The sequence below is a fragment of the Ruegeria sp. AE3 genome (genome assembly GCF_056542225.1).
This window is the reverse complement of the sequence record NZ_JBQFZL010000014.1, coordinates 65,227-77,016: the sequence shown is the minus strand read 5'-3', so window position 1 is coordinate 77,016 and position 11,790 is coordinate 65,227. Positions and strand designations below refer to the sequence as shown.

Here is an 11,790-nt window from a genome sequence, read left to right as displayed (position 1 = left end):
CGCGACGCATTGAATTTGAAGGGCATCACAGCATCCCGCAGTCAAATCAAAGGACCAGCTACGCATCGGAAACGATTTGTGCAACACGCTCTAAAAGACCCCGGCTCAGTCGGGGTATTTTCTGCGACCCTAAAGACTTCGGATACAAGGGCAGGTGCGGATTCCTTGACTGAACTCGCGTAGGTAACGGCAATCCCGGGCAAACGGCCTCGGTGGCGAAGTCGAGTTACCCGAGATGCGTCCACGCATCCCGGCGTCGCAGTTTGCACCTATAGGAGTGGCAGGGCGTTACCGCGCCAAGTTAGGTCAGGTCGTCGACACGTGCGTCCGGTGCGTTCCGCTTGACCGACTCGATCCCGTTATCCCGCCCAGAAGCGCTGGTATAGCTCTCGCTGGTGCCGATGACCTGCCCGTTGCTGGCCTTCAAATTGAACATGTGACCGCCGGACTTGGTTTCCTTGCGTTCATACCGCTCGTCATCCGGTGCGTTCTTCTTGACTGACTCGATCCCGTTCGTGGCACTTGCCTTTTGAACATATCCTTCACTGGCCAGAATGATTTCACCATTCCCGGCTTTCAGACGAAACCGAAATTCCCCGGCCTTGTCTTTGTATATTTCGAACTTCCCGGCCATTTGACGCCTACTCCTCTGTTCTGCTTTCGATTTTTTCGAATATATTCCTATAATTACACAATCGCCTCAAGAAAAAAGATGAGGCGTGTTATCTGCTCAGATCAAGCCCCCCTCCCCTTCTCCTTAGCCTTGTTTCCTAAGATTTTTCAGCTGTTACCGTTGTAAAGCTGGCACCCGAAGGTGCCGGTGGTCATTCGGTCAAAACTGATGTCGTGGGACGCATTTGGTTGCCTCAGAATCGCGAACAAAGTCCGTTCCGCAGCACTTTGGATAAGCAACTTCTGTTCAGTCCGCTAAGCCAAGGGTCTTAGCATATTTTGTAAAAGAACTGTACTTGATACCTATATATAGTGTAAATTACGTCTGAAATATGAACAGCTGCAAACCCTGTTTTGAAGCTTGTACTGTGTTTCAAGGGTTGCGTTCTGCTGGTCAGCGGTGAATGCGCGACGCCTCCGCGCCACCTCTAGTTTCCAACTGGACGGCCGTAAATGCTAAAAAACTCCTTTTGCAAAATTTCGATATCTTGGGAAATCTCGTACTCTACTTAAGAACAAGTTTTAACATGTCGGTTGCTTTGTTCGCTTCAGTGCCCGTGACGTCCGGTTCAGCTTGGACAGGCGATGTATCCGACGATGCCAACAAGCCCCCTGCCCCAGCGCGCCAATAAAAAGGCGCCGGAACCTTTCCGACGCCTTTTCCCGCTTTGCTGGCCCATGATCTTACCCGTGGGTAAGGTCGTCTTCTTCGGGAAGCGCATCGATCAGCGCGGCAATCGCCGCTTCCAGCTTGCTTCGATCAACGCGTGTGAAATCCAGATCATACCGGATCTCGATCCGCCCACTTGAGGCAGCGCATTTTGCGATCCCAGCCCTACCCGAGACCTGAAATGTCGTTTTCGCACGGCGCGGTTTACCTGCGCTGACTGCATCCGACTTGCTTGAAGACGTTGCTTCTGGCTCGGCCAGAAATGACCTGAGAATTGCAACCTCGCGCGTACCATCCCGATCAGGCTCGCTCTTCAGTGCCTCGCTCACTTGGCGAACCAGACCCGGCGTCGCGTCGAACTTGCGCTTTAGCTCAACGCCCACGTTTCGCGGAATGTCGTTCGGGTGGATCAGAACTTTGTCCAGCATCAGCAACAAACTGGCGAAAGACCGGATATAGCTACGCTTAGTATAGCTGGCAGACTTAAACAGCGTGGAAACCGCTTTGTCGACATCCGGACAGTCATTCGCTGGGTCTTCGGAATATGCACGGGCGAGAGCGCCCATTTCCGCAAATGAGATATCCTTTCGGATCAGGTTTTCGTCAACCATGCGCCGGTAACTGTTGTCCAGATCACCCGCGTCAGAAATCCCCGCTGGAATTCTGGCGTAGGTTTCGTCCCCGGTCTCATCGTACAAAGCACGATAGGCGGACAAACGGCGCATGCCCTGGATCAATTCATACAGCCCGTCCGACCTGCGTTCCAGACGGATCGGGTTGGACAAGCCGATGTCCCGGATCGAATCTTTGAGTTCATCCAGTTCCGGATCAGGACCTGGTTTGCGATCTCGCGTCAGTTTTTCTGTGACAACGTCATTCAGCAACACCCGTTCTGTCACCAAACCTTCGGCTCTCAGCCGAACCAGTTCATGTGCAAGACGGTCGTTTTCGGCGCGTATGGATTGTTCCGTCGATTGCTGATCACGTAAAGCGTCGGCATTTTCCGAAATTGCCGCGGCCATTGGACCGCGTCGTTTTTCAAAAACTTTGTCCGGTACTTTACCAACAGGAATGTCATCCATAGCCGGTAGGTCAATATCGAACATTCTCCGCTTGCGGCTCATGCGTCATCCTCCACCTTGTCCCAGGCCGATAACATTACGCCCCGAAATTCCTCATACACATTGTCAAAAGTCGAGCGGGCGCGCCGCCAGGTTTCGCGGGTCATCTCGCGGTAGTCCATTTCGTAAACCGAACTCAGAAAACGTCCCGACTGCTCCACCGCGCGGGTCATTTCTACCGGGTGCTGAGCGACATGTTCGCCAAAGACCTTCTTAAAGGCATCAAACATCGCCAGATGGAGCGCATTGCCCGGTTCATACCGCGTCAACAGGAACCGCAACTCACAGAAGGTTTTGGGCAATCCAATCTTACCCGTGGGTAAGGTCTTGTCGAACCCATAGGCCAGATCTTCCAACGCTTCTGCCAACTGGCCGATGAACGATGTGGTCGAGTCATACTCCCAATATCCGGGCCCAGAAGGGATATAAAGCATGTCAGCGGCAAAGACCGCATTCATAGACTGGTATCCGATTGCGGGCGGACAATCGAACAGAATGAGGTCATAAGCATCATCCGGAATCTGATCCAGATACCGGGAAACCGACGCAAAGAAGGACCATTCGGGATTCAGGTGCCGGTACTGGGCCGACGCAAATTCAACAAAGGCTGCGTTCGCACAGGAAGGTATCGCATCGATCGTCGACCAAGAGGTCTTCTTGATGAAATCACCAATTCGCAGATCACCAAGGCCCATGTCCGTTATCGCGGGCGGCAACTCCCGGCGGGGCAGGGTGGTTCCCGATTCCGCAGCGGCGGGGCGGTTATTCATGCGCTCTGTCTCACGAATGAGGTCGCGCGCCATGATCCCCCAAACCGTGTAGTCTTCGGCCACATCCGTCAGGCCCATCGAATGGCTCAATGTTGCCTGAGGGTCGAAATCCACCACGAGGACCCTATACCCGTCCAGGGCGGCCGCATGGGCGAGGTGCAGCGCCACGGTCGACTTTCCCGCGCCTCCCTTGAAGTTTGCGACAGCCGCACGAATGGCGCGCTTGCCTTCAGGGCGAGGGGGCATCAGGGACTTGCGATTAATCTTGAGCCGTCGCCGCAGCTCATTCACCTCTTCCAGGCTGAACCAGCGCTGACGCCCGTCGGGCTCAACTTCTCCGCCAGGCAGGGAAGGATCGGCTGCAAGCTTTCCGCGAAAGGTCGACTGGTTAACCCGGAAGATCAGTTCGGACACCTCCCAACTGGAAAACCGGCGGAGCGTTTTCTCCATCTCAGGGCTAAAGGTCTGCTGGCGAATCCAGCCCTGCAATTTGAGGGACTGATTGCGCAATGCGTTCAGGTCTTCGTGCGTGTACATGCCTCAGGTCTCGTAGTTTGGAACGTAAATTTCTGCTCGTTTCCTATTTACGCCTGATTTGCACTTTACGCAAAAGAAATTATGATGAGGGTGCGCTCTTACCCGTGGGTAAGAAAACAAGGCCTTAAACCCTACGAAGCGATTCGGCGGACCCTGTGAATACCATAAGGCCCGGAAGGCCCCCGGCGACCAGTATATTGGGGGGCATTCTGGCAAGAAATGCTACATATAGGGGGACATAAAGGGCCGATAGGGGGACACCCAGAATGGCCCCCATCACCAATACTTCACCAAATTTCTTTTAGTTTTTTGAGATTGATCCGCACAAGATCAGGCGAAGTTCCAGTCTCTTCTTGACAGAATCGAAGCTTTGGACGCTAATTATCCCAAGATGGTGAAAAGCGTTGGCAAACGGCGCGAGATTGGCGGGACACACCCGCCTGAGGCAGACAGAGCGGTGAGAACGGGTATGCAGCTTGCGAAACCGGTCGGGCGAAATGCGCCGGCTTTAAAATATGATATACTGTCCGCACTGACCGTTCATGCGCTGTCAGGCGACAAGCACCGGCAACGAAGTATTCTGCGTATCATTGCGTTGATTACGACCCGATATAACTGGCGTAACAACGAATTATCCATTGGGCGGGAAGAAATTGCGCGCCTGTGGACAGTGAACGAAAGAACAGTAAAGCGCGAAATGTCCAGATTTCGCGCATTAGGTTGGATAACGGTAAAACGGCCTGCTGCGCGGGGTCGTGTTGCTGTGTACGAGATTGACCTGAAACAAATCCTGATAGACACCGAAGAGGTTTGGCCTGTTATCGGAACAGACTTTCAAGCCCGGATGACCGACGTGCCAGAACCTGAAACGAATGTTATTCCTTTCGCGACCAAACCAAATGCCCCGGAAAGCACCGAAGGGGATGTGTGGTCTCAGGTTCAGGCGATTCTTCACGGGCGCGATCCAGAACTATGGGCCAGCTGGTTTCAACATCTGTCCGAAGCAGAAAGGGCAGGGGGGCGCGTTGTTCTTGTCGCGCCGTCACGCTTCATGGCCGACTATATTTCGCAAAAGTGGACAGCGCGACTGTTGGCTGCCTACAGCCGCGTCGATCCGGGCATCAGGACGGTTCGCGTGGACGCTGCCGAATAACTGACTTTTGCTGTGTATCCTGCGGGATCTCCTCGTTCAGTTGACCAGGGAAACAGATACGAATACCCAATCGAAGCCGATCTGCCGGTATCGAACGACCTGGCCCGAGTAAAGAACGCATCATGGTATCCTTTGAAATCCAAGTTCGGTCTGTATGAGCGGTATTCTCTTGGCGGAGAGATCACCGGTTCGAGCACAGGCAGCGAAGGTTTTGGCAAAATCGGCATCATCGGGCCGTACACTAAGGTGTTCGGGCGCGGACACATATTCGATTTTGAACTGATAGATATCCACAATGACCAGTTTGATACTTTGGTCATTTTAGGAGAGTTTCTTCAAACGACAGACTACGGTGAAGCGGAGATTCAAGCTGATTGGTTTGATACAGTTGTCTTGGATCCCCGTTTGGATTGGACCCATCTCCCAAGCCTATCGTTTTCAGACGAACTCTATAAGACAAAACTGGATGGCGATGACTTGCAAGTACGTGTCCCTATTGGCACTTTTGTAGTGACGGGAAAAGATTTGTACACGATTTTGTCGGCCGAGGGACCTTTAGGCCGTTATTCACTGGATTTCGGTGCAGCCGCTGGTCCAGACGTACAAGTCGAAGAGGCCACTCAAGATGGTGTTTCAGAAACGACTTTGACGTGGAAGGCGGGTGGGGTTGCGCGCCCCGACTTGTCTTCGATTAGGCACAACGCGGACAGAGTGGTGCTGAACTTGAACAATGGTGCCGCCAACTTGGTTGAGATTGCGACCGGACATCTATTGAGTTGGCATTCTGAAGACATTCATCTTCTTTTGGACGAACTTGACCGTGTGACGATTGCTGATCCGCATTGTTGGACCCTCCAAGGTCACACGGACGCATCTTTGGTGAGGCTATCGTCGAAGCAAGAAGATGGCCGTTCCGCTCAGATTCACGTACGCCCGCTGCGCAGGAACAAAAGAGCCAACAGGATGTTTCCGCATTTGCAAACAAGCTGGCACCCGATCTGCTTGGGCAGATCAGCTGTTCAAAAGACCAGTATCTGCAACAAGCGGCTAGCCTGATTTACCGGTATGCACCGGATGGTCTGCTGACGAAGGACGTGATTGAAACTGCGGCGTTGCAGCACTACGCACAGCAACGCGCCAGCAGTCTGATGCCAATCATGGCATATGATTTGAACGGGGACTTTCAGATTTCACAAAAAGAAATCGAGACGCAATCCCATCTTATCAAACACCCCATCAGAGCCCAGTTGGCATTAGCTGAAGCCGAGTATGATCGGAACGGTGACTCTGAGTTGAGCATTTTTGAGTTGGAAGCCTACTTTGACAACCAGCAAGAAAAACAGTTCCGCAGCGAGTAGCTTTTTGCATTTGATTTCAATAATGATGGTAAAGTAGATATTGTCGAGATCTCGACGGTAATCAGAGCCATCGACCCTGATCTGCTCAATTCGTCCAAGCGCAGGAACGTCCTATCTAAAAGCAAAACTTCTGTCCGCTGCGAAGCGCCGGATGTTCCCAAGGGGCATGAACTCGTTATTTTATCTGGGTATCAGGGGCCAGCGCTTTCAAATATTGCTTTGAATGGGAAAGGAAAAAGAACAACCGCGGCGACATTTATTGTCGAGCCCGGTGATACACCGCTATATGTTTTTGCAACAGCCTATGACCCGCTTGTATGGAATTTCGAGGGTGCCACTGATCGGATCAAAAACTTGGTTATTCAACCTCGCACTACGCAGTTTGGCCCAGGCGCAGCCGTGCGTGGGGTGAGTGCAGAGGCCGTAACGTTTGCCACCCCCGGTAGTTGTGTGAGGAAACATGCCACCAAAACCGGGCAAGAACTGAATGCTCTTTCACAAGAACTAAGCGCCAGAATGTCAGCACGTGTCACCTACCCGATTGCGACCTACACGCTGGACAACATTCAAATTCCCTCGGGACTGCCTTCGAAGGAAAGGCAGGCTCAGGCATTACGAGCCTATCAAGAAACTAAGAGCTTCAAGATTGGAAATCGGGGCTACCAACTTGATGTCGAGGGCATGGTAGCTTTGGATAACGAAGGCAACCCTAGGCCCGTGCCCAATCAAGACCGTAGGACCATTCGCGAAATGATGCGATTTTATCGTGGTGGGTTGGCCGTTTTTGATCCAAGTGAATTGGTCGCCAATGCGAGTATCGAACCCTACGTCGTTCTACCGGACCAGGCCGGATTACTGCAATTAATTGCCGACAATAAGATTGAGGTCCTTTCAAGCGGCCACTACAGGGTGAAAGAGTCGATTCCACACACTTGGTCTTGCCCCCTGAAACTGGTTCGAACTGATTGCGAAATTTTGGGTACATTTCTAGCAAGAGAGGGAGTGTACCGATGCCGAAGAAACGATTCAGCGATGAGCAGATTGCCTTCGCGCTGAGGCAGGCCGAAGCCGGAACGACGGTTGGCGAGATTTGCCGCAAGATGGGGATCGCGGAAGCGACATTCTATCGCTGGAAGAAGGTCTACGCAGGAATGGGCGTGTCCGAGATCCGCAGGCTGAAACAGCTCGAAGATGAGAACGGCAAGCTGAAGCGTCTGGTCGCCGATCTGACTCTGGACAAAACGATGCTTCAGGATGCTCTGCGAAAAAAGTGGTGAAGCCTTTCCGCCGCCGCGAGGTCGTCCGGCATTATCAGGATGTATTCGAAGTGTCGGAGCGTCGGGCATGCCGGGCCATGGGCTTCGGGCGGGCTTCTCACCGATATCAATTCAGTCGCGATCCCGAGGTGGAACTTCGGATGCGGCTGAAAGAACTGGCCGAAACCCGTGTGCGGTACGGATATCGCCGCCTGCATATTCTGCTGCAGCGCGAGGGCTGGCACCTGAACCACAAGCGCCTGTACCGGCTCTATTGCGAAGAAGGACTGTCGATCCGGACGCGCAGCCCGAAACGGCGGCGCGCCTGCCGGTATCGATCCGGCCGCTCCGAAGCCGACGGTATGAATTATGTCTGGGCAATGGACTTCATGTCGGATCGGTTGTTCGACGAAAAGCCATTCCGGATTCTGACCATCGTGGACTTCTATACGAGAGAGGCTCTCGCGACCTCTGCGAGAACGAACTTCCGAGCCTACCAGGTCATCGACGAACTGGATCGGCTGGCGCGGACCAGAGGAAAGCCCCGCAGCATCCGCGTCGACAACGGCCCGGAGTTCGCAGGTCGGCTGCTGGATCAGTGGGCCTACCTGAACAAGGTCGAACTGGACTTCTCCCGACCCGGAAAACCAACGGACAACGCCTACGTCGAGGCCTTCAACAGCCGGCTTCGCCAGGAATGTCTGAACGCGTCATGGTTCCTGTCCATGGATGACGCTCGGGCCCGGATCAACAACTGGAGATCCGATTACAACTAAACCAGGCCGCATTCATCGCTCGGAAACTTGACGCCGAGCGACTTTGCGGCCCAACTGAAGGAAACCCGAAAGGTCGCATGAAGCCCGGACCAGAAACGGGGTGAACTCCATTCCTCCGTTTTCTTAACCATAGCGGCGGACCACTTCAGAGGGGGAGGATCAGGTCCATGTTGGGTTTCAAGTCTTTCTCGTCAGCTGCGTCTGCCCTAGCTGGTATCGAACTGGTTAACATGATCCGCAAAGGTCAGTTCACGCCCGGACTCTCTCCGTTTCAGGAGTTTGTTAAACTGGCGGGATAATAGATCCACCTGCGCCATCTCCTCAGCCTGCCAAGGAACTTGCGACAGAACCTTGCGCAGAAATGTCCCGAGAGGGTTCAGCCAGAGCCGCCCTTTCTTCGGTTGTTTCACTGGCACTTTCAGCCCTTCTCGTCGCCGCTCGCCATTGTGCTCGAAACAATGGCGCATCAATGGCTCTCCGTTCAATCCACCCATCGCTGATAGACCATCCAGCCTCTCTCTGCAGCGCAGCGATCCGGCGATAGCCGTATCGGCCGTACTGTCGGGCAAGCTCGATCATGTCGGCCACCAGTCGGTCTTCGTCTGCGCGACCTTATGGGACACACTGTTTCGCAGACTGGTTTTGTCCAAGCACGCGGCAGGCGCGCCGCTCAGATACTTTGAGCTGGCAGCGGACATGATCGATGCATGTACGACGACGAGAGGGGCTCAGTAGTTTCCCTTTGCGGCTTCCGTCAGGATCAATTTGTCCAGCGTCAGATCTGAAACTGCGCGTCTCAGCCGCTCGTTCACTTTCTGAAGCCGCTTCAGTTCTTTCAACTGATCTACATCCATTCCGCATTCGCCGTTGGGCTCGAACCTATGGCGCGTTCAACGGCTCATTTCTTCCGCCAGCGGTAGTAGGTTTGCTCAACAACACCAATCTGCCTGATCGCATCAAGACGGGACATCCCTTGCCCCATCAGAACTTCAACCTGCCGTAACTTTACGACAATCTCTTCGGGCTTCGGTCGCTTGTTTGCCATTCGTGGTCCTCCGTTTCCTAAACATAACGGTGGACCAGTTCAGTTGGGGAGGCTCACTGCGTTCAGTAAAATTGGATTGCCACTTGGAACAGGATGGCGGATTGGTGGATCAGAGTAAACGACCCCAAACTTACCAGCCGTCCGCATATTTCGACCAACCTGGAATAAGGGACGCATCGTCGGCTAGAAGCGACGGCACTGGCCGAAACAGGTTTGTGCATCAGATATCGTCAAAGGATGAACTGACTGCGCTCGTCACACTTGCGTTCCTCACCAATCCTCCTATGAAAGTGCAATAAATTGATCGGGGGAAAGCTTGCGATGCGCATGCGCGATACGTTCATCAAACCGATGCACCCTGAAGGTATTCGGTTTGTCGCAATCTTTGCCGCAATAGCTGTCGGCCTGTTTTTACTTTCTGACATTCTGGGTTGGATTGGCGTCGGTCTCACGATCTGGTGTTACTATTTCTTTCGCGACCCGGAACGTGTGCCGCCGACGGAAGAGGGTTTGATCGTCAGCCCGGCGGACGGGGTGGTTTCGCTGATCGAAGCGGCGGTACCTCCAAGCGAACTTGGGATGCCGGACGCGCCGCTTACCCGTGTCAGCGTGTTCATGAGCGTCTTCAACTGCCATGTAAACCGAACGCCAGTTGAAGGTGAGATTGCCGCTGTTGCCTATCGCCCCGGCAAGTTTTTCAACGCATCCCTGGACAAGGCCAGTGCCGACAACGAACGCAACAGCTTGCGTATTCGTATGGCAAACGGTCAGGATCTGGCTGTTGTCCAAATTGCGGGCCTAGTTGCCAGACGGATCGTCTGCTTCGTAAAACCCGGTGACAAGCTGCAAACCGGAGAACGGTTTGGATTGATCCGGTTCGGATCTCGGTTGGATGTTTATCTTCCTGATGGTGTCGAGCCACAGGTGCGTGTCGGGCAAACGATGATTGCGGGCGAAACCGTCCTAGCTAGTTTGCGCACACCTGAACAAAAATAGGTGGTGGGATCTGTGGCAAAACCATCTAAGCAGGAAGAGACCGGGTTCGCGCTGATCCATTTGTTGCCCAACGCGCTGACCATAACAGCTATATGCGCGGGCCTGACGGCGATCAGATTTGGTGTACAGGGCAATTACGTTCTTGCGGTGCAGCTCATTATTGCTGCTTGCGTGCTGGATGGGTTGGACGGGCGTATTGCGCGCCTGCTCAGCAGTGACAGCAAAATCGGCGCGGAACTAGATTCACTCGCAGATTTTCTGAACTTCGGAGTGGCCCCGCCGCTCGTTCTTCATTTTTGGGCCTTGCAGGATATTCAAAACGCAGCGTGGCTTGCCGTCCTGTTTTATGCGGTATGCTGCGTGATGCGCCTTGCCCGTTTCAACGTGGGTAGCAAATCCGAAGCCTGTGATCAGAACGATGCCTATTTCAAAGGGGTCCCGGCCCCTGCGGGGGCGCTGTTGGTGATGCTGCCAATGTATGTTTCCTTCGCTTTTGCAGACGCCCCGCTGCTGCCCGGCATATTGATTTGTCTTTACATGGTGGTCATCGGTCTGCTGCTCATCAGCCGGATACCAACCTGGTCTTTCAAGACGACGCGGATCTCGCGCGAGAATGCAAAATACTTTCTCATCGGGGTCGCTGTTGTTGGCGCGGCGCTGCTGACCTATCCCTGGGTCACGCTGATCGCGCTTTGCGTTGGATATGTGGGAACGGTTGCCTGGGCCTGGCGTGGCAAGGAAGTCTCTTCTAACCGTTAAGGACCTGATATGGACATAAAAGCCGTTCAAAACTCCTATGCTCGATGGGCGCCCGTCTATGACAAGACGTTTGGAGCCATCACCTGTGTTGGGCGGCAGCACGCGGTTGACTATATCAATAGACACCCGGGCAAAGTACTGGAGGTCGGCGTGGGCACTGGTCTGTCACTGGAACACTACAAGCCCGAGATGCAGGTGACAGGGATCGATTTCAGCGAGGAGATGCTGAAAAAGGCTCGCGACAAAGTGGAAGCCCAATCACTGAGTCACGTCGAGGAGCTGCGGCAAATGGATGCCCGCTCGCTTGATTTTCCGGACAACCACTTCGATACGGTTGCGGCGATGCATGTGCTGTCCGTCGTTCCCGAACCGGAAAGGGTGATGGCAGAAATAGCGAGGGTCTGCAAACCGGGCGGCAGAGTGGTAATCACCAACCACTTCCAACGAAAGCGGGGTTTGATTGCTTCCCTTGAACGGGTTTTTGCCCCGCTTGCAAACACAATTGGTTGGCATTCTGATTTCGAAATCGACACAGTATTGCAAGAGGATGTACTGACCGTCGGAGAGCAAAGAACCCTGCCACCGCTGGGGATGATGACCTTTTTGGTTTTGACGAAAACAGCATTTGCATAACGGCCTTGTCAACAATTCTCGTGGCCCACAAACTAGGAATTGAG

At 53.7% G+C, this 11,790-nt stretch carries 10 protein-coding genes and 3 pseudogenes; 9 read left to right on the top strand and 4 right to left on the bottom strand.

What is annotated here, in order from left to right; translation table 11 throughout:
- Window positions 1-301 precede the first annotated feature (301 nt).
- The 3 genes from ACR0NZ_RS17940 to ACR0NZ_RS17930 all read right to left on the bottom strand — a co-directional run bounded on the left by ACR0NZ_RS17940 (window position 302) and on the right by ACR0NZ_RS17930 (window position 3,770).
- Complete coding sequence (locus ACR0NZ_RS17940; protein ID WP_480478062.1) at window positions 302-634, bottom strand: YegP family protein; 333 nt, start codon at window positions 632-634, stop codon at window positions 302-304.
- Between the two features lie 722 nt (window positions 635-1,356).
- The gene (locus tag ACR0NZ_RS17935) at window positions 1,357-2,466 is read right to left on the bottom strand and encodes a ParB/RepB/Spo0J family partition protein (protein WP_480520800.1); all 1,110 of its coding nucleotides are present in this window, start codon (window positions 2,464-2,466) and stop codon (window positions 1,357-1,359) included.
- Window positions 2,463-3,770 carry an AAA family ATPase gene (locus ACR0NZ_RS17930; RefSeq protein ID WP_480478066.1) on the bottom strand — a complete coding sequence of 436 codons (1,308 nt, stop codon included), beginning with the start codon at window positions 3,768-3,770 and terminating at the stop codon, window positions 2,463-2,465. The genes ACR0NZ_RS17935 and ACR0NZ_RS17930 overlap by 4 nt, the downstream gene beginning before the upstream one ends.
- A 469-nt stretch (window positions 3,771-4,239) precedes the next feature.
- Between ACR0NZ_RS17930 and ACR0NZ_RS17925 the strand changes: the two genes are divergently transcribed.
- From ACR0NZ_RS17925 to ACR0NZ_RS17900, 6 genes and pseudogenes are all read left to right on the top strand, one after another.
- The gene (locus tag ACR0NZ_RS17925; protein ID WP_480478067.1) at window positions 4,240-4,923 is read left to right on the top strand and encodes a DnaA N-terminal domain-containing protein; all 684 of its coding nucleotides are present in this window, start codon (window positions 4,240-4,242) and stop codon (window positions 4,921-4,923) included.
- Between the two features lie 132 nt (window positions 4,924-5,055).
- Window positions 5,056-5,979, top strand: coding sequence for a hypothetical protein (locus ACR0NZ_RS17920; protein WP_480520798.1), 924 nt, complete (start codon window positions 5,056-5,058; stop codon window positions 5,977-5,979).
- 38 nt (window positions 5,980-6,017) lie between these two features.
- Entirely contained in the window at window positions 6,018-6,281 is a 264-nt protein-coding gene (locus tag ACR0NZ_RS17915; RefSeq protein ID WP_480520796.1) for a hypothetical protein, read from the top strand.
- 219 nt (window positions 6,282-6,500) lie between these two features.
- Window positions 6,501-7,337 (top strand): hypothetical protein, encoded by an 837-nt coding sequence (locus ACR0NZ_RS17910; RefSeq protein ID WP_480520794.1) that lies wholly within the window; start codon window positions 6,501-6,503, stop codon window positions 7,335-7,337.
- Window positions 7,292-8,310: pseudogene (locus ACR0NZ_RS17905) on the top strand (IS3 family transposase); the annotation flags it as partial. The gene ACR0NZ_RS17910 and the pseudogene ACR0NZ_RS17905, both read left to right, overlap by 46 nt.
- A gap of 158 nt (window positions 8,311-8,468) precedes the next feature.
- A pseudogene (locus tag ACR0NZ_RS17900) lies at window positions 8,469-8,612 on the top strand (IS6 family transposase); the annotation flags it as partial.
- Window positions 8,613-8,687: 75 nt separating this feature from the next.
- Here ACR0NZ_RS17900 and ACR0NZ_RS17895 read toward each other — a convergent pair.
- Window positions 8,688-9,358 (bottom strand): annotated as a pseudogene (locus tag ACR0NZ_RS17895) (transposase family protein); the annotation flags it as partial.
- 321 nt (window positions 9,359-9,679) lie between these two features.
- On the opposite strand from ACR0NZ_RS17895, the gene ACR0NZ_RS17890 reads away from it, so the two are divergent.
- Genes ACR0NZ_RS17890 through ACR0NZ_RS17880 form a run of 3 tightly spaced genes read left to right on the top strand, consistent with a single transcriptional unit; the run spans window position 9,680 to window position 11,746 of the window.
- Window positions 9,680-10,354, top strand: a complete 675-nt coding sequence (locus ACR0NZ_RS17890) for a phosphatidylserine decarboxylase (RefSeq protein WP_480495278.1) — start codon at window positions 9,680-9,682, stop codon at window positions 10,352-10,354.
- Between the two features lie 12 nt (window positions 10,355-10,366).
- Window positions 10,367-11,113, top strand: coding sequence for a CDP-diacylglycerol--serine O-phosphatidyltransferase (gene pssA, locus ACR0NZ_RS17885; RefSeq protein WP_480495276.1), 747 nt, complete (start codon window positions 10,367-10,369; stop codon window positions 11,111-11,113).
- Window positions 11,114-11,122: 9 nt separating this feature from the next.
- Complete coding sequence (locus tag ACR0NZ_RS17880; protein ID WP_480520792.1) at window positions 11,123-11,746, top strand: class I SAM-dependent methyltransferase; 624 nt, start codon at window positions 11,123-11,125, stop codon at window positions 11,744-11,746.
- Window positions 11,747-11,790: the final 44 nt, after the last annotated feature.

Coding starts and splice junctions, on each gene's coding strand:
- ACR0NZ_RS17940 (WP_480478062.1), bottom strand. CDS start 634: ATGGCCGGGAAGTTCGAAATATACAAAGACAAGGCCGGGGAATTTCGG.
- ACR0NZ_RS17880 (WP_480520792.1), top strand. CDS start 11,123: ATGGACATAAAAGCCGTTCAAAACTCCTATGCTCGATGGGCGCCCGTC.
- ACR0NZ_RS17935 (WP_480520800.1), bottom strand. CDS start 2,466: ATGAGCCGCAAGCGGAGAATGTTCGATATTGACCTACCGGCTATGGAT.
- ACR0NZ_RS17925 (WP_480478067.1), top strand. CDS start 4,240: ATGCAGCTTGCGAAACCGGTCGGGCGAAATGCGCCGGCTTTAAAATAT.
- ACR0NZ_RS17890 (WP_480495278.1), top strand. CDS start 9,680: ATGCGCATGCGCGATACGTTCATCAAACCGATGCACCCTGAAGGTATT.
- ACR0NZ_RS17930 (WP_480478066.1), bottom strand. CDS start 3,770: ATGTACACGCACGAAGACCTGAACGCATTGCGCAATCAGTCCCTCAAA.